Origin of the sequence: Pseudomonas helmanticensis, from assembly GCF_900182985.1 — a bacterium.
Lineage (GTDB): Bacteria > Pseudomonadota > Gammaproteobacteria > Pseudomonadales > Pseudomonadaceae > Aquipseudomonas > Aquipseudomonas helmanticensis.
The window spans coordinates 4,483,261-4,500,438 of the sequence record NZ_FXUY01000001.1 but is presented as its reverse complement, the minus strand read 5'-3'; the positions used below and the strand labels follow the sequence as shown (position 1 = coordinate 4,500,438).

Below are 17,178 nucleotides of genomic sequence, written 5' to 3'. Positions count from 1 at the left end.
TACCTGCCTGGAAGTGGAACTCATTTAAAAAAATATCCTGTAGACCGCGACCGTCACGCCGGCACAGACGTAACCGCCAATCAGGAGAAACGGCACAATCGAGATCCAGCCGTACGCCATGTAGGCATCACTGAGCTGACCGACGGCCAGACTGAGCAAGCCATACAGCATCCATGGCACGGCATAGAACGGGATGAACTTCACCGGCGCCCACCAAACCATCCGCAATGCCTGCTGCTCGTTGCGGCGCTGCGCCGATCGGGACATCCACAGCGAGAAACCCAGAAGCCCGGGAATTCCCCACCACAACAGGTACTGCCAATAAATCCCGGTCGACTCGGATGTTAAATACTCGCCATTCCACAGGTCATAGGAACTGATCGCCAACACCGCCAGCAGTGGCCACCACAAGGCCGCCATGAAGAAGCTCAGTTGCGCACGACTAAGCATGAGCAGGGCTCGCAGGCGACGTCTGCCGCATCAGCGCAAGTCTTTCCCAACGCAGTTCAATCACCTGCGTGAGCAGAATCGCCAACAACGTGACTCCGCCTTGGGCCACGGTGTAGAACAGCGCACGTAGCGGGTTGTTCGGCACCATCATGAACAGAATCCAGGCAACCATCAGTGCGAGCAGACCGAGCTTGGCCCACTGGTTCGGGATGATCGCGGCCAGCGCGTTTATGCCAAAAAATATGTAGATGAACATGTAGTGGGCGATGCCAATCGCCACGCCACGGGTGGTGAATCCGCCGTTGAAGGCCTTGTAGGCCACCACCACTGCGTTATTCAGAAACACGTAGGCCACGCATCCCGCCGCGTGAATCGCCAGACAGAGTGCAAGACGCGCGTAGATATTCATCGCTGCGCCACTCCCTGTTTTTTCGGCGTGATCGCCATCGCCGAATACACATAGAGTTCAACGCCGTCGTAGCCGCCGATGGCGGCAGCGCTCAACGGATAGCTGTCCCGTGTGCCGTATCGAACCCAGCCCTCAGTCCACATTCCGCCACTCTCGTGGCGAATCTCGACGTAGTAGTCCGGCGCCTCGTTCCTGGTAACTTCAACGAATACCCCGCCATCCTCGGCGCCCACCCACAACGCGTTGGGATGAGCGAACAGCTTTGGTTTGGTCGAGCTTTCCATTCGCAACAGCAGCGCGAAGCCGACCAGAATCGTCAGCAAACCGACCGAGCAGAGGAAAGCGGCCAGGCATTGCCACGCTCTTGATTTCACTGAGCCGTTCCCGCTAAAAAACTTCATGGGCAGAAAGAACCATCAGTAATGACCCATGAACGAACAGCTTTTTGTTCAGTTCTTTCGGTGCTTGCGACAGCCTTTCGCAACGTCTGCGCGTCGATGGTTTTGGTCGCCGTCGGGCTCTTGATCGACAGGCTGTACTGGTCGCTGATCTGACCGGCTACGTCCTCGCCGAACGATCTGTAGTTGGCGATAGTTCTGCGCTGATTTGGATCCAACACCAAGCGGCGGGCTTTATCGTCATAGTTGGAGTCATGCACCACGGACAATTCCAGAGGCACGCCACAGGTGTTCAGCAGGAAAACATTATTGCTGTAGACCTGCTGAGCGGCGTAGGTAGTCACTGGGATGAAAAACGTGAAAAACACTGCCCACCCCGACATCGAAATCATCCTTAACTGTTTCATGAGCAGATCGATGCCTCGCTGATCATTTCTTCGTACCTTGTTTCGCACTGCACCATGTTTTGAAGTTCAGGCGATCAAACCCCTGACAAATATTTGCTTTGGAAATAAAAATGTAAGGCGCAGCCGCGTCATAAGAAAAATAATAATAATTTTCCCCATCCTGACCGTAGATCCAATAGGAAGACGACCCTTGATTTATCTCATAAGGTTCAAAGGCGAGGATTGAGGATTCCGCAGGAATAAAATTAACGCCGTCCATTAACAGCATCAGCGAATTGGAGAAAATATTTGTCCACACGACAACCCCCACAGCCAAAATGCCGGCAGCAAGCGCAAGAGTGGTAGACGTCGAGAGTTTACCTTTCATAAAAATACAACCACGCCGTACCTGCTTTCGCTGCGTCTAACAACGTCATAGCATCGGTTGAATACTTTTCGGCAAGCGGCCCCGAACCGTTGTAGGAAGCAATCACCTTTTTCAGCTGGTCGGCGGTCAGCGCTCCGGAGTGACAGCGAGTCCCGGTAGCCCGGTCAACCAGTTCACGTAGATGGCCGGCGCAATAGTAGAGGTCTGCCTTCCAATCATCGCCCGGGATTCGCGTGTCCTGGTTCCAGCCAAAAATTCGGTATTGAACGTCTTCGGGCAAAGGTTTCTTGCAGTAATAGTTCTCTGTGTATTGAACGGACTTCTGCAATGTTGCCCTACTCATATTGGCAAAGCCGCTGGAGCCACCGGCCAACTTGTCCGGGACGGCATCGAAAGCCAAGTTGTCAACAATTGCCAGCAGAGTAGTCAGCGACCGTTCGCCGAATTGCATGGTTTGAAGAAATTTACTGCCCTTAGGTCCATTCTCCTGCTGCAGAATAACCGCCAGCAAAATATGCGGGACGCCATAATATTCAGCCGCCTGCTTTATCCAGACACGAATTTCTGTATCAGAGAAACTTGCCTTGAGCATTTCTTTGGTTTTTGGCACGTACCACATAATTTGCAACGGAGAAGGCAGCTCGCCGGTATAGCTCGGGATGCTGTCGTAGCCAGCCAGCGTTGTGACTTCTTTTCCGTTACAGCGGCAAACCTGCAACTCTACCGGCGCAACCTCAGAGGTTTTTGTGCTCGCGGCCGCGCCAGCTGGCACATATTCCTGCCCGTCCTTATTGATTTTTTCAGCCTCGGCCATGAATGAGTACTCCCTCAGCTCTCAATAAAAACTTCGATTTTTTCGGAAGCTGCGTGGGCCTTCACGCGATGAGTCAGGCCCAACTCATTGGTGATTCCACTTTCGAGAGAACCATCCGCTCGACGGAGTAGGTATTTAGTATCCGCAAGCGGATTGCCCAGACCGTTTTTCAGCTGGAACTGAGCATCGAAGCCCGGAATGATCAAAGGCACTGGCGGCACAAACGCCACAGGCGAATGCGAATTCCCGATAATCACCGTGCCAGAACCGGCGGTGACCTTGTTGCCATGCGTACCCACCGAATCAACCGTCGCGGCAGGTTTGCCGTTGATCAACACAGTGGTCGCCAAACCTCCCGACATCGCACCACCACACGCCGAGGCATCGCCTTGGCGGGCGGCCGCGAGGCCGTCGAAGAACACGTCGCCGGAACCGGCGGCGATCGGGTTGGTGCCGTGACCGGGGAGCGGGCAAGCGGTGGGGTCGGATACGCGTGCTGCGGGTTTGCCAGACATCGGGGATCTCCTTAGGTGACCTTGACTTGACCGCTGCCATCCAGGCGCGCGGAAAAACTGACCTGACGCTTGAACCCTTCAACTTCCAGCAGACCCTCGATACTGAAGGCGAGGCGAAGCTGATCGTGGTCACGCGGCAGGGAAATGACACGCACGTTGCTCAGGCGCGGCTCGTAGGCTTCGATGAAGCTTTCGATGGCCAGGCGGGCCTGACTCAGGGAGTCGTGCAGGCTCAGGCGCATGTCATTGAGATCGGGCAACCCGTAGTCGGACAGCGTTTGCACGCTGCCGGCCCGGGTGCTGAGCATTTTGGCCAGATGGGCAGCCACAGACGCCATGGCTGAAGCCTCGAGGCTCCTGCCCTTGCGCTGTTCCGCGTCGCCATTGAGGCGTTCGAAAAGACTGCCGTATCCGTCCATGAGTCGCTCTTACTCTTTGTCCAGCTTGCCAACCAGCGACAGGGTGAAATCGGCACCCATGTACTTGAAGTGCGGACGCACGTTCAAGCTCACGCGGTACCAGCCCGGCTCGCCTTCAACGTCGCTGACGATCACTTGCGCAGCGCGCAGCGGACGACGGCCACGGACTTCGGCGCTCGGGTTTTCCTGGTCGGCAACGTACTGGCGGATCCACTTGTTCAGTTCCAGCTCGAGGTCGGTACGTTCTTTCCACGAACCGAGTTGCTCGCGCTGCAGCACTTTCAAGTAGTGAGCCAGGCGGTTGACGATCATCATGTACGGCAGTTGAGTGCCGAGCTTGTAGTTCAGCTCTGCTGCCTTGCCTTCTGCGCTGATGCCGAAGAACTTCGGCTTCTGCACCGAGCTTGCGGAGAAGAACGCCGCGTTGTCGGAGCCTTTACGCATGGTCAGGGAAATGAAGCCTTCCTCGGCCAGTTCGTATTCACGACGGTCGGAAACCAGAACTTCAGTAGGAATCTTGGTTTCGATTTCGCCCATGCTTTCGAAGTGGTGCAACGGCAGATCTTCAACCGCGCCACCACTCTGCGGGCCGATAATGTTCGGGCACCAGCGGAATTTGGCGAAGCTGTCGGTCAGCTTGGTGCCGAACGCGTAAGCAGTGTTGCCCCACAGGTAATGCTCGTGGCTGTTGGCAACGGTTTCCTTGTACACGAACGATTTGACCGGGTTTTCTTCCGGATCGTACGGGTTACGAAGCAGGAAACGCGGCACGGTCAGGCCAACGTAGCGGGAGTCTTCCGAGGTACGGAAGCTCTGCCATTTGGCGAATTGCGGGCCTTCGAAGTGGTCTTTCAGATCTTTCAGATCCGGCAGGCCGGTGAAGCTTTCCAGACCGAAGAACTTCGGACCGGCAGCAGCGATGAACGGCGCGTGGGACATGCACGAAACGCTGGCCACGTACTGCATCAGCTTGACGTCTGGCGAGCTCGGCGACATGTAGTAGTTAGCGATGATCGCGCCCACAGGCTGACCACCGAACTGGCCGTATTCAGCGGTGTAGATGTGCTTGTACAGGCCCGACTGCATGACTTCCGGCGAATCTTCGAAATCGTCCAGCAGGTCTTCTTTGGAGACGTTGAGGATTTCGATCTTGATGTTTTCGCGGAAGTTGGTGCGGTCGACCAGCAACTGCAGACCACGCCACGACGATTCCAGAGCCTGGAATTCCGGGTGGTGCAGGATCTCGTCCATCTGACGGCTGAGCTTGGCATCGATCTCGGCGATCATGCGGTCAACCATGGCTTTCTTGACCGGCTCACCGTTGTTCTGCGGCTTGAGCAGTTCTTCGATGAACGCCGACACACCGCGCTTGGCGATGTCGTAGGCTTCGTCGTCCGGGGTCAGACGGGTTTCGGCGATGATGCTGTCGAGAATGCTGTACTCGCCGTTGCCGGCGCTCTTCTCTTGTGCTGCGCTAGTGCTCATTGTGTTGGCTTCCTTGGCTGGAGTCTCAGGCGTCCGTGGCTGCGGCGTTCAGGCCCAGCTCACCGAGTACGCGACCGCGGGATTCGTCGTCGGCGAGCACGCCTTCGATGGCTTTACGGAACGCAGGTGCGTTACCCAGCGGGCCTTTGAGGGCCACCAGCGCATCGCGCAGTTCCATCAGTTTTTTCAGCTCAGGCACTTGCTCGACCAGGCTGGCCGGGTTGAAGTCCTTCATCGAATTGACGCGCAGTTGCACAGCCAGCTCGTCGGCCTCGCCATCTTCCTGCAGACGGTTCGGCACGCTCAGCGTCAGACCCAGTTCTTGCTTGGCCAACACTTCGTCGAAGGTCATCTTGTCGATGCTGATCGGCTTGCGATCTTCGATTTTGCGATCGTCCTTGCGGTGGGTGTAGTCACCGATTGCCAGCAGCTTCAGCGGCAGTTCAATCTCTTCCTGAGCACCGCCGGTGGCGGGTTTGAAGGTGACGTTGATGCGTTCCTTGGGGGCTACCGAGCCTTCTTTGGCCATGGCTTTTCTCCTTGCGGTTGTGGCCCTGGGGCCTATTCGAGTACCACTTCGAGATCGAGGTGGCACAGCCTGCGATAAATCTCTTCCTTGCGTTCACGTACGGCATGGTTCTGCGGCAACAACTCGCAGCAGCTATGCAGTAAATGCAGCACTTCCAATGCAAGATCGGGCTCCCAGGCGTGCAGGCCTGAGTCCTGTAATGTCTGATCGAGGGTTTCCAGCTGGTTCTTGGCCAGTTCGTATTTCTTGGCCATGAAGCACAGCCTGGCGAGGGCGAACTGCCAGAAGAAGCGTTCGCGACCGCCGTGGGCCGATTGCAAACCCTGCTTGAGCGTCTGCACGGCAGGCTTCAGGCCTTCCTTGCGCAGCAGCGGCAGGACTTCTTCGAGGGCCTTTTCCCAGGCCGGCTGGGTTTCGACGTTTTCGCTTTCAACCTTGCGCGGCGCACTGGCGCTTTGCAGGTGCGGCATGACGTTGGCGGCGATCCACGCCCGGGTGGACGGATCGGCAAACGGCGCGCCGTCATGGAAGCGCAACTCGACGATGCCGGGCAGGCGCTGAATCAAAAGCGCGAAGTGGATTTCCACTTCGCGCATTGCCAACTCGGCGTTGAGGTTCTGGAGACATTCCCAGACCATCCTCTGGCCATCGAACCAGAACGGCGCCTTCGCCAGGCTCGCCTCCAGTTCCACCAGCAGGTCGGCGTATTTGCCCTGATCGAAACGGTCCTGATAGAGCTTGAGTTTTTCCAGCGGCAGACCGCGCAACACAGTGATCTGCTCGGCGTTACGCTCGGGCACCGCGTCGATGGTCATCCACAGCAGCGTGCGGTTCAGGCGCAGGGCGCGCAGGTCGGTGGCTTTCTGCTTGAGCCACCAGGCACACAGTGGCCGCGCGCTTTCCTGCTGGGCACGCAGGGCTTTGTGCGCCTCGCGTTCGTTGTCGATCGGCGCGCCGGGGGTGAGCAACTGGCTCGCCGCCTGTTTGACCTGGGCCACTGCTGCGCCCACCACACCGGGTGCCGGCTGATTGTCGGCGGCGCGCTGGATCATGGTTTTCAGGCGACGGGAAATCGGCAGCAGCAGCGGCGAATCATCACCCAGATGTTCCGCGCACGCCGCTTCGAGACCGGACAGGTGCTCGGAGAGCTGCCGGAACATCGGCAACTGCTCTTTGATCGCGATGTTTTCAGTGATGACCTGCTCAAGACGCGGCACCAGCCAGCCGATGGCGGCGGCACGGGTGCGGGCTTTGAGCGGGTGAACGTCGGCCCAGTGATTTTCCGACAGATGGTGCAGCAACCCGAGGCCGGCAAGCAGCCCGGGGAAGGATTCACGCTGGTACAGCGACCAGGTCAGCCAGGCGCCGACACGCAAATCCTTGGATTGGGTACGCAGAAGATTTTCGCTGTTTTCGCGAATTTTCAGCCAGTCGATCTGCCCGCTTTCGTGCATCGACGAGGCTTTGGCCAGCTCGCTTTCCAGGGCCTCGAATTCGCTCGAAAAGCGTACGTCTTCGCCCGCGAAATTCTCTTTGGAAACAGAGACTTTAGCGAGTTCGAGGTAATGGGCGGAAAGTTTGCTTGAGTAGGACATCCATGGCCTTTATTAAGGATTACAGTCAGGCGCCTATTGGAGTTGCGGCGGCGCGGGACAGTATCGAAGAGCGGTGCAGCGACTCATCCAATTGAGATGTGCTCTTTCAAGTGGGCGCATCGTAATCACAATGATGGCCACTAGCAAGCATCTGATTAAACAACAAGACGAAGTGTTCATTGGGGTCTGTAGGAGATTGCCCTATATGTCGCAAGGGAATCCCTGAGCGTCATTTATATTCGCCGCATTTTCTTTTCCCCCGCCAAAACCTTGAGCTAGAGCGCTCTGCTGCTCCGACAAGGCATCTTGCCAGACGCCCGTCCCAATACACGGCGGCAAGCATGACAACTCCTGAAAAAAATAGAAGTAGGACTCTTCCTAAAATTCATCGGCTTCTTTGAACAATTCGGCGAAGACAATGACAAATTGGAAAAGTGCCATCAATTTGATGGCAAATTACTTTGTGAAACTTTCAGCACGCCGGAAACACTGCACATTCGTGCTAATTCAATAGTTATCGAACTCTCCCTCCTACAGTCATTTCCTTCAATTCATACAACACCTTACAACCCGGAAGACTCCGACAAATGTCAGAGACGGTTCTTACATCAATTTATTTCCCCCGCAGCTAGCGTGCCTTGGCAAATTTTTTACGCGTGGCGATCAGGGACGATCGAACACCGCGCATCGACTCATTTTGCTTAAGGACAAGCGTATGTTCAGTAAGGGCACTTGCGCGCTGTTTACGCTGCAGATCCCTGCTTTTCGTCATGACTTCAAGGTGCTTTCGTTTAACGGCGCTGAAGCCGTCAGCCAGCTGTATGCCATCCGTGTCGCACTGGTGAGCGAGCGGACTGATGTCGATCTGGAAGCGTTGCTAGGCCGACCTGCGTTCCTGCAATTCGGCGCCAATCAGGAAGGCATTCACGGGCGCATCGAAAATGTAATGCTGGCGGAGTCGGGCAAACGGCTGACTCGTTATGAGCTCACACTGGTGCCCGCGCTGCACTATCTGCAATTCAGTCGCGACCAACGGATTTTTCAGAACCTGACGGTGCCGGAAATCGTCGCGCAGGTTCTGCAACGGCACGGCATTCAGCCCGATGACTTCACCTTCAATGTCACCACCAGTCCGGTGCGTGAGTACTGCACGCACGATTTCCTCTTTATTCAGCGCTTGTGCGCCGAGGACGGCATCGCATGGCATCACCAGCACTCGGTCGACAGGCATTTGCTGGTGTTCAGCGACAGTCAGGTGTTCTTCCCCAAATTGGGTCCGACCTCCTTTCAGCCTGACAGTGGAATGGTTGCAGAACACCCCGTGGTCAACCATCTGACCATGGGGTTCAATACGCGCACCAGCACGATCACCCGTCGCGACTACGACCTGAATCGCCCGAGCCTGTTGCTGGAGAGTCGCTTCACCGCCGAGTTCACACCCGAGCTCGAGGACTATCGCTATCCGCTGCTGATGACATCCGAGAAGCACGGCAAACAGCAAGTCCGTCACGTACTGGAACGACACCGCAGCGACTATCAATGGATTGAGGGCAAGAGCAATCAAGCGGCGTTGCGCAGCGGTCATCTTTTCGACTTGATCAAACATCCGCGACCGGACTGCAACGAGATGTGGTTGCTGTTGAACATCGCTCATGAAGGCAAGCAGCCCCACGTGCTGGAAGAGGCTTTCAGCAGCGATGACAAAACGGCTGATGGCTTCACTCAGGGTTATCGCAACACCTTCAAGGCCATCCCGGCCGACGTGCTTTACCGCCCGCCACTGCCAGCGCCAAGACCTGTGCTGGTTTGCCAGACCGCGCGAGTCACCGGGCCGCCCGGAAGAGAGACGTTCTGCGACGAATACGGCAGGGTTCGCGTCGAGTTCCCATGGGACCGGGCAGAGCTCAATAGCGAGAAGAGCAGCTGCTGGATACGCGTTGCCTCCAGCTGGGCCGGGGAAGGTTTCGGGGCGATGACCATTCCGCGCATCGACATGGAAGTGGTCGTGACTTTTCAGGAGGGTGACCCGGATCAACCGCTGATCACCGGTTGCGTACCCAACAAGGTCACATCCGCCGCCTATCCATTGCCGGCCAATGAGACCAGAACGGTCTTGCGCACTCAAAGCTCACCGCGCAATGGCGGGTACAACGAGCTGTCGATCGAAGACCGTGCTGGCCAGGAGAAAATCTACCTGCGGGCTCAACGTGATCTGGAACAACTGATCCTCAATGACAGCCGCAGCCTGATCACCCGCGACCACTTCGAGCAAGTGGGCAATGACAGCACCTGCCTGATCGAGGGCAAGACGTTGCGCACCCACCAAGGTGTGCGCAGTACTCAGATCAACGCCGATGATCTGCTGACCGTCAGCGGCATCAGCAGTCAAACGGTTGGAGCGCTGGTGATTCAGGCCGGCCAGCAGGCGCATGTCACCGCGAGCAACGTGGTGATCGATGCTGGCATGAGCCTGACGCTGTCGGCGGGCGGACACCACATCGTCATCAACGCCGGCGGGATCTTCAGCAGCGTGCCCATCGTCGAGGGCGGTGCGCCGTTGGCGGGCATCGCGCCGCTACAGCCGCTGCAGGCAGTGGGCGCAATCGACCCTCCGGTCAGTGCCACACCGCTGTCGATCGTCAACAGTGCTCACCAGCAGGCGGCGGATTATTGCCCGCTGTGCGAAGCCTGTGCGGCTGGGCAGTGCGGCCTGGGAGAAGTCGCATGAACCGGGTCGAACAATGGCTGCACGAACAGCGCCGAGTAGGACGTAATCTATTTCTGATGCTCGATACCGACGGGCAGAGCGAAGCACGCACCGCTCTGGCCGCCGACGTGGGTACAGACCAATTTCGTCATTTGTACGTGGGCACGGCAGCTGAATCATTGGCGCAAACCGGTCCGCTGCTGCTGCGAATCGACACGGCGCGCCACCCCGTCATCCAGACATTGCTCGCCACCCCCGACCGCCATTGGGGTTGGCTGGCCAGTGTCGAGCACGTCGATCTGGAGGTTCTGGCAAGCCATTGGCGCGAGCGTGTGGTGGCCGGCGAACGCCCCAATCTGGCGGTGTATCGCGTGCATGACAACCGCGTACTCGGACGCGCGCTGGCGCATCTGCAACCCGAGCAATACGCCGCTTTGCTCGGGCCGATCAGCAGCGTCTGTTACTGGCACGCGGGGCAATGGAACGTCGCCGACAACCCGGATCCCGGCGAACACCCGCTGCCCATCGACCCGCCATGGCTGCAGACGCCCATACCGGAGCTGATTTACGCAAACGTGCTGTTCGACAACGCCCGCCGCTATCTGGTGGGCGAGCACACTGAAGCGATGGCCAAGCTCGCGGAGCAACTCGACGTTGATGAATGGTTATGGGGCCTGATTCAACTGACGCACTTGTGGGGCTGGCAACTACCGGAGCAAGTGCATTTTTTGCTGACACGCTGTTTGCAGTTACCGGGGTATCGGCCAGCCAAATCATGGCTGCCCAAACCCGGTGAAGATCCGGCGGCGCACTTTGAACGGGTGTATCAGGAAGCGCTTTATTGGCAGGGAGAGGTAGGTGGATGAGGGACTTGAAAAGAGGGTTGATGCTGAGTGGTTGCCTGGGGTTGCTGGTGGGTTGTACGGCTGTGGAGAAGCGCGAGAGTTTTACGTTTGTTCCGGATTTCCCGCCGGATTTTACATACGACCTGACGGCTGCCTACGTGCCTGCCAAAGGCGAAACATGTTCGGTGCCAGGCGGTAAGGGCACAGAGGTCGGATTCAATCAAACCAATATGAAGTATGAAAGTACTTCTGTAATCGAGCTCTACAGAACCGTGAGTAGCTGCCCTTTGGCGCTGAATCGAGTGGAGATCAAGATTATCGGCGTGATTGGCAGAGACGAGAACCGCACTTACTCAAGCTACGACTATGCGTCGTTTGCCGTGCGACCGCAGTTGCTGGAGGGGCAGATGAGAAGTTTCGGCGATGACGGCGCGGGAGAGTTTTTCGGGGAGTGCCAGTGGCTATTTCGCACGGTTGGTCCGAAGCGCTACATCACCAAAATTCTGACCTGCAAGAGAATGGATGCGCATGGAACAGTTGGTAGAAGTCGTCCATTCACGGCTTACACGCTGACTCAGTTATCGGGAAAAACGGTGAGGCTGAGAATCAAGTTGGCAGCCGAGGAATTACCGGGCTGGGGCGATACCTGGGTTCAAGTTCCCGGCGGCTGGAAACGATGCATGGGCAAGGGGTTTGAAGATCAACACGCCTACTGCAACGGAAACTACGAAAATTTCAGCACGTTCCGAATGGTTGACGACAGAGTCTGCACAATCTACCCGGGATGCACGGAAAACACGGATGCGCGCCCATGAAAATCGAACCCTTAGCCGCCAGCGACACTGCTTTCATGTCAGGCAATATTCACGCCTGCCCTCGACGTACTCATTCGACAAGCTTTCAACTAGTTGATGAATTTGGTGACGGCAAACCGTACGCCGGTTTGACGTGCGAAATCATTGATTATGAAGACACCGTTTATTCGCTAAAGCTCAACGCCAACGGCTTCGCTAAAGTCGACAATCATTATTGCGGTCCGCTGGTACTCAAAGTAAGCCGACAATATGAGGGTTCGGACACGCTCTATAAGGACTTCATAAAAAGACCCCATTACCCACTTCCCATCACTGAACTCCAAGTCAGCGCCGAAAAAACCCGCTTCTTCCACAAAACAGGCGCTCGCACTCAAGCCAATCCCGCCAAGGAGCAGGCCGACACCGATGCGTACTGTCAGGTCGAAGTCAGTGAACTGGTGAAACACATTGCACACCTGCCACCGCTGGCTGCTCGTCGCGACCCACCAAATAGGGCGGTGCATAAGCTCATGCGCCCCGCGGCAAAATCCAGAAACTTCACCGTTTTCGATAAAACCGCTGCGGATTGCGGAATGCACGCAATCTTGAGTCCGGCAGAGATGGCCACCGTCGAGCTCGGGTTCTCCCCTCCACCGCCGAAAGGCATCGCCCTGTTGCCGAATAAACATCATGTGATGGAAGTACGCCCGATGAGAGCGCTTCGGCCCATGCTGTCGACCGGCGACGAATTCTGCGCGCTCAATCTCTATCAACTGTCATTGATAGCCACGCTGAGCTACACCGATTTCGGCCAAAAGCCAAACACCCAACCGGTTACGAGTGACAGCGTGAACTTCACCGTCGAACCCAGCATTGGTCACTGGTTCGGCCATGCCCTGCCGCAGTTTGATGAGCTGTGGAAAGTCGATGCTACACAGAGCAAGAAATATTTTCCGCTCTATGAGGAGGTGCAGTACTCGAAACGTCTGGAAGTGGTGCCGTTCGATCCAGACCTCTACCCCGAAGTGAATGACCCCGCACTGGGCGATGAGCAGGAGCACCCTGCCAGATTGCACTTTTTTGATGATCGTAAACGGGTTCCGAGCACGGACACCCAAGCCTTCATCTGCCACCACGACGATGTGATCTTGATCAGCGTGCGCGGTACCAGTGAAATCCGGCCCGACGGCCTCCGTGATGGCGACGCCTATCAGGTTCCCTTTGCCGAGGGAGAAGGCAAAGTGCACCGCGGTTTCTATGGTGGAGCTTTGGCGGCGTTCCCCTTTGTCCAGACCTATCTGGACAAGTTCTACCGCGGACAAAAGCTGCTGATCACCGGGCACAGTCTGGGCGGAGCGGTGGCATTGATACTGGCGGAAATGTTACGCCGTGATAAACGCTTCAGCCCCGACATCGTCCTCTACACCTACGGCGCCCCGCGCGCTGGTGACACTACTTTCATCGAAAGCGCCAAAGCATTGGTCCACCACCGCATCGTCAATCAGAACGATCCGGTCCCGAGCGTCCCCGCCACATGGATGAATACTTTCTCGAAACCGAAGGAAATGTATGCGGCCAACGTGGGACTACTGGCCCTGCATCCAGTTGGCGGTTTCGCATTTCTGATCTTGGGAATGATCAACTTGCTGGGCGACGACTATGGGCATCACGGTGACTTGCGTCATTTCATGCCGGTGACATTTGGCGAAGGTCACAAGTCGTCGATTCTGTGGAAACCGGGTTGCAGCACGATCAACGATCACGGGTGCGCCAAGGCATTGCGCGCGATCAATGGCTTGCCCGACCGAGTCTCGTTTTTTCGTCAACTCCTTGCCGCTGGTCAGCACTTCATGGTCAACAGCTACATTCCCGGCTGCTGGGCCAGCCTGCGCCGCTGGCAGGAGGCGCTGCAACTCAAACGCTCGCTGGTGACGCATCGAGAGTTCGAATGGGTCAGCGGCGTCCTGGACAATATTGAAAAGCAACTGCGTGCCGTTGAGCGCGGGATTCGAGCTCACCCCAGCGCCTATGTGCGCCACCAGGAACGAAACGACAAGACCGCAGCGCTCAACAATGAAATAGACAAGATCAAAATGACCCAGGCGCGTCTGGTCGCCCTGCGCGGACAGCGGGTCACCGAGGTCGACGTTTACGGCAGCTATGCCGACCAGCCCGAATGGGTTGAGGAAAGTCTGCTGCGCTGGAACGCCCACACGGAAAACCTTGTTCGGGAGCAACTGGCGATGATCCCGCCCGCCGCCGAAGACCACGATGCCGCTATCGCCGCGATGACCGGAGGGCATGCGGTTGGCGCGCCGTTTCAGCTGGATATTGACTCGTTCATTTAACTTAATCAGTCAACAAGGAAGTACCGATGCTCTCGTTGTCCCCCAAGTTATACCTCGCGAATGCAACGCATTCGATCCGCGCTCTGGTATTGGCCAGCTTCATAATATTTGGAACTGGATGCAACTCGTTCTCCAGTTCGGCAATACTGAACATGGACATCCCAGCGAATTTTAGCGTCACCGCAGAAGCGTACTATCAACCGTTTTCCCCGTATTACTGTTACGCACCAGAAAACTATGCGAGAGACCCCAACCTTGGAGTCAAAAAATTTAATCAACCTTGGCAACCCACTGCGCAGACCTCCAAATTCAACATCAAATTACTTCCCAGCATTGGGGGCTGTCTCACGCTCCTCAGCGAAATCAAGATCTGGATCATGGACATGACTGAGGATCCAGAGAAGCTTGGCTTAAGCGCCGTCTGGATACACATTAATGACTTGGCAGATGAACCACTGGAAACGCATGGGTCGGACGAGAACTTGATTTCAGTTGAGTGTAAATATGCGGACTCCCGGTTAAGTAAAGTCTTCAAACATGAATTGGTATGCAAAGGGCAGAGTACGAACGATGAAATTTTAGGCAGGCTACGAATTGAGCAGCTTCAGGATAAGCCATTGCGATTGACGGTTCGGATGACCGAGTAGCGGCGTGCAGCCCGGCACTTAAGTCCCAATGACTGCCGTAAGCTGGCTAAAAGCGAATTCGACAGACAAAAAGGCGCCCCTGCAGCCGTCATGCGTAGTCCCCCTGCGGCCTGGTCGGTGGCGGATTGTCCGCCACGCTGGTTGGCGGCTGCATGTTCTGGATGACGCCGTTCAACTTTTGGCAATCGTTGCTGATGTCACTGGTGATTGTAGTGATGGGTTTTCTCGGCGGGCTGGTCATGTCCGCGATCAAACGCAGCCTGAGTGCCAAAGACTGGGGCACGATGATCAAGGGCCACGGCGGCATGCTCGATCGAATGGATTCGATTTGCTTCGCGGCACCGATCTTCTTCCACCTCACCCGGTATTTCTTTTCGGCGTGACCCGGACGGTTTCGTCAGCCACAAAAAAATGGGCATCCGACCGCAGTCGATATGCCCATTTTTGTTTACGACGCTCCCCGCTATTCAGGGAGTTCGCCGCACTTATGGATTAACGCTGTCTTTCAACGATTTGCCTGGCTTGAACGCAACGGTGTTGCTGGCCTTGATTTTCACCGGCTCGCCGGTTTGCGGGTTTTTGCCGGTGCGGGCGCCGCGGTGGCGTTGCAGGAAGGTGCCGAAGCCTACCAGCGTCACGCTGTCCTTGCGGTGCAGAGCGCCGGTGATTTCTTCGAGAACGGCGTTGAGTACGCGGTTGGCCTGTTCTTTGGTCAGATCTGCTTTTTCAGCGATTGCAGCGGCGAGTTCTGGTTTACGCATTAGTGAAGCCCCTTTGACGGTTTTTTGTTGTTATGTCCGTGCTGTTCTCGTTGGAACAGCGCCCAAGGCGCCGCAGGCTCTACTCTGCGGCAGACGGGAGTGAGAATGGCACGCGGACAAGGCCTGCGCCAGTCTCACTACGACCTTTGTGGGGGCAAAAGCGGGGTGATTCCGACAGAACGACCGGTATTTACGCCAGCAAGGCCGGAAGCTGTTTGTTCAGGGCGAGTTTTTCCATGACGGCGGCGCCCGTCAGCGCATAGCCGAGCAACTGACCGTCGGAGCCGTGGCACAGGGCCTTGATGTCGGCGCCCTGCCCTTCAACGGTCCAGCTGCCTTCGCTGCCGCGTGGCGGTGGCGAAACCACCAATGGGCAAACCGGGGTTTTCACGGTGATCGGCATCGGGCCGTAGCTCACTGCGGTAGGGTTTCCTGCCAAAGTTTGTGCCAGCGCTCGCGCACAGCTCATGAGGGGCATCACGTACAGCAGATTCAGCCCATCGACCTCGGCGCAGTCGCCCAGGGCGTAGATATTGGCGTGGGAAGTTTGCAGCTGACGATCGACCACGACGCCGCGATTGACCTGTACGCCGGCGGCCGCCGCCAGATCGATGCGTGGGCGCAAGCCAATGGCGGAAACCACCACATCGCAGGCAATGACCTGGCCGTCGGACAGATGCGCTTCCAGGCCATCGGCGACTTTGTGCAATCGGGTCAGTACCGGGCCGAGGTGGAATTTCGCCCCGAGGCCTTCCAGCCCAGCCTGCACTGCTGCCGCAGCCGCCGGGTGCAGCAGGGTCGGCATCACTTGTTCGCACGGCGCAACCAGTTGCACTTCATAGCCACCAAGGATCAGGTCGTTGGCGAATTCACAACCAATCAGGCCGGCACCCAACAGCAAAACGCGGCGTTTACCGGCCACTGCAACACGGAAACGCGCGTAGTCTTCGAGATCGTTGATCGGGAAGACCAGATCCGCGCCATCGCCTTCGATGGGCACGCGCACGGTTTCTGCGCCCCAGGCGAGAATCAGGTCACGGTAGGCCACCGCTTCTTCACCGATCCACAAACGCTTGTGGCCGGCATCGATGCCGCTGATGCGCGTATGGGTGCGCACTTCGGCTTTCAACTGCTCGGCCATCGCGCCGGGTTCGGCCATGCTCAGGCCATCCGCGTCCTTGTTCTTGCCGAAACCGGTGGAGAGCATCGGCTTGGAGTAAGAGCGACCGTCATCGGCGGTAATCAACAGCAGCGGGGTTTCGCTGTCGAGCTTGCGAAACTCGCGGGCCAGGTTATAGCCCGCAAGGCCAGTGCCGATGATGACGACAGGTGCGCTCATGCCTTACTCCTTTGTTTTGCTTAGTTGATTTCGATCATTTCGAAGTCCATCTTGCCGACACCGCAGTCCGGGCACAGCCAGTCTTCCGGCACGTCCTGCCACAGGGTGCCCGGCGCAATGCCGTCATCCGGCCAGCCGTCGGCTTCGTTGTAGATCAGGCCGCAGACCACACATTGCCACTTTTTCATTCAGGTACTTCCTCAGGGTTCAGGCTTATTGCCGGCGCGGACGGTCGATGGGTAGTGCGCTGCCATCCGGCTCAGGGCGTTTTGTACTGATGGAGCCGGGCAGATGCAAGCCTGTTCGGCGCAATGGCCACCGGGATCGATCAATATCGCAGCCTGCCATG

The 17,178-nt window shown here is 57.0% G+C and carries 19 protein-coding genes and 1 pseudogene; 6 read left to right on the top strand and 14 right to left on the bottom strand.

Features of this window, described 5'->3' with window-relative positions:
• Window positions 1-24: 24 nt before the first annotated feature.
• From QOL84_RS20015 to tssA, 11 genes are read right to left on the bottom strand one after another with little or no spacing between them, the layout of a single operon-like run.
• Complete coding sequence (locus QOL84_RS20015) at window positions 25-450, bottom strand: hypothetical protein (protein ID WP_283438309.1); 426 nt, start codon at window positions 448-450, stop codon at window positions 25-27.
• On the bottom strand, window positions 443-859 hold the full coding sequence (locus QOL84_RS20010; protein ID WP_283438308.1) for a hypothetical protein: 417 nt from the start codon (window positions 857-859) through the stop codon (window positions 443-445). Before QOL84_RS20010 ends, QOL84_RS20015 begins: the two co-directional genes overlap by 8 nt.
• Window positions 856-1,233, bottom strand: a complete 378-nt coding sequence (locus tag QOL84_RS20005; RefSeq protein WP_122660257.1) for a hypothetical protein — start codon at window positions 1,231-1,233, stop codon at window positions 856-858. Before QOL84_RS20005 ends, QOL84_RS20010 begins: the two co-directional genes overlap by 4 nt.
• Before the next feature lie 23 nt (window positions 1,234-1,256).
• Window positions 1,257-1,664 (bottom strand): hypothetical protein, encoded by a 408-nt coding sequence (locus QOL84_RS20000; protein ID WP_283438307.1) that lies wholly within the window; start codon window positions 1,662-1,664, stop codon window positions 1,257-1,259.
• Window positions 1,665-1,686: 22 nt separating this feature from the next.
• A complete protein-coding gene (locus QOL84_RS19995; protein ID WP_150647520.1) occupies window positions 1,687-2,031 on the bottom strand; it encodes a hypothetical protein in 345 nt (114 codons plus the stop codon).
• The gene (locus QOL84_RS19990; RefSeq protein ID WP_095119780.1) at window positions 2,021-2,845 is read right to left on the bottom strand and encodes a hypothetical protein; all 825 of its coding nucleotides are present in this window, start codon (window positions 2,843-2,845) and stop codon (window positions 2,021-2,023) included. The genes QOL84_RS19995 and QOL84_RS19990 overlap by 11 nt, the downstream gene beginning before the upstream one ends.
• 14 nt (window positions 2,846-2,859) lie before the next feature.
• Complete coding sequence (locus tag QOL84_RS19985) at window positions 2,860-3,360, bottom strand: PAAR domain-containing protein (protein ID WP_283438306.1); 501 nt, start codon at window positions 3,358-3,360, stop codon at window positions 2,860-2,862.
• An 11-nt stretch (window positions 3,361-3,371) separates the two neighbouring features.
• Window positions 3,372-3,779: a type VI secretion system baseplate subunit TssE gene (gene tssE / locus QOL84_RS19980; RefSeq protein WP_122594477.1), complete on the bottom strand. Its 408-nt coding sequence runs from the start codon at window positions 3,777-3,779 to the stop codon at window positions 3,372-3,374.
• Between the two features lie 9 nt (window positions 3,780-3,788).
• A complete protein-coding gene (gene tssC, locus QOL84_RS19975) occupies window positions 3,789-5,264 on the bottom strand; it encodes a type VI secretion system contractile sheath large subunit (RefSeq protein WP_129386635.1) in 1,476 nt (491 codons plus the stop codon).
• Window positions 5,265-5,289: 25 nt separating this feature from the next.
• Complete coding sequence (tssB, locus tag QOL84_RS19970) at window positions 5,290-5,793, bottom strand: type VI secretion system contractile sheath small subunit (protein WP_129386638.1); 504 nt, start codon at window positions 5,791-5,793, stop codon at window positions 5,290-5,292.
• 32 nt (window positions 5,794-5,825) lie between these two features.
• Window positions 5,826-7,388 (bottom strand): type VI secretion system protein TssA, encoded by a 1,563-nt coding sequence (tssA, locus tag QOL84_RS19965; protein ID WP_129386641.1) that lies wholly within the window; start codon window positions 7,386-7,388, stop codon window positions 5,826-5,828.
• A 715-nt stretch (window positions 7,389-8,103) separates the two neighbouring features.
• Here tssA and tssI point away from each other — a divergent pair.
• The 6 genes and pseudogenes from tssI to QOL84_RS19935 all read left to right on the top strand — a co-directional run.
• Window positions 8,104-10,116, top strand: a complete 2,013-nt coding sequence (tssI, locus tag QOL84_RS19960; protein WP_283438305.1) for a type VI secretion system tip protein TssI/VgrG — start codon at window positions 8,104-8,106, stop codon at window positions 10,114-10,116.
• On the top strand, window positions 10,113-10,961 hold the full coding sequence (locus tag QOL84_RS19955) for a DUF4123 domain-containing protein (protein WP_283438304.1): 849 nt from the start codon (window positions 10,113-10,115) through the stop codon (window positions 10,959-10,961). The genes tssI and QOL84_RS19955 overlap by 4 nt, the downstream gene beginning before the upstream one ends.
• Window positions 10,958-11,755: a hypothetical protein gene (locus tag QOL84_RS19950; RefSeq protein WP_283438303.1), complete on the top strand. Its 798-nt coding sequence runs from the start codon at window positions 10,958-10,960 to the stop codon at window positions 11,753-11,755. Before QOL84_RS19955 ends, QOL84_RS19950 begins: the two co-directional genes overlap by 4 nt.
• The gene (locus QOL84_RS19945; protein ID WP_283438302.1) at window positions 11,752-14,082 is read left to right on the top strand and encodes a lipase family protein; all 2,331 of its coding nucleotides are present in this window, start codon (window positions 11,752-11,754) and stop codon (window positions 14,080-14,082) included. The genes QOL84_RS19950 and QOL84_RS19945 overlap by 4 nt, the downstream gene beginning before the upstream one ends.
• A gap of 26 nt (window positions 14,083-14,108) precedes the next feature.
• On the top strand, window positions 14,109-14,729 hold the full coding sequence (locus QOL84_RS19940) for a hypothetical protein (RefSeq protein ID WP_283438301.1): 621 nt from the start codon (window positions 14,109-14,111) through the stop codon (window positions 14,727-14,729).
• A gap of 107 nt (window positions 14,730-14,836) precedes the next feature.
• Window positions 14,837-15,112, top strand: a pseudogene (locus QOL84_RS19935) (phosphatidate cytidylyltransferase); the annotation flags it as partial.
• A 102-nt stretch (window positions 15,113-15,214) separates the two neighbouring features.
• On the opposite strand, the gene QOL84_RS19930 reads toward QOL84_RS19935, so the two are convergent.
• The 3 genes from QOL84_RS19930 to QOL84_RS19920 all read right to left on the bottom strand — a co-directional run bounded on the left by QOL84_RS19930 (window position 15,215) and on the right by QOL84_RS19920 (window position 17,017).
• Window positions 15,215-15,490 (bottom strand): HU family DNA-binding protein, encoded by a 276-nt coding sequence (locus QOL84_RS19930; RefSeq protein WP_003213368.1) that lies wholly within the window; start codon window positions 15,488-15,490, stop codon window positions 15,215-15,217.
• Window positions 15,491-15,680: 190 nt separating this feature from the next.
• On the bottom strand, window positions 15,681-16,829 hold the full coding sequence (locus QOL84_RS19925; RefSeq protein WP_283438300.1) for an NAD(P)/FAD-dependent oxidoreductase: 1,149 nt from the start codon (window positions 16,827-16,829) through the stop codon (window positions 15,681-15,683).
• Window positions 16,830-16,849: 20 nt separating this feature from the next.
• Window positions 16,850-17,017: a rubredoxin gene (locus tag QOL84_RS19920; RefSeq protein WP_007954349.1), complete on the bottom strand. Its 168-nt coding sequence runs from the start codon at window positions 17,015-17,017 to the stop codon at window positions 16,850-16,852.
• Between the last annotated feature and the right edge of the window lie 161 nt (window positions 17,018-17,178).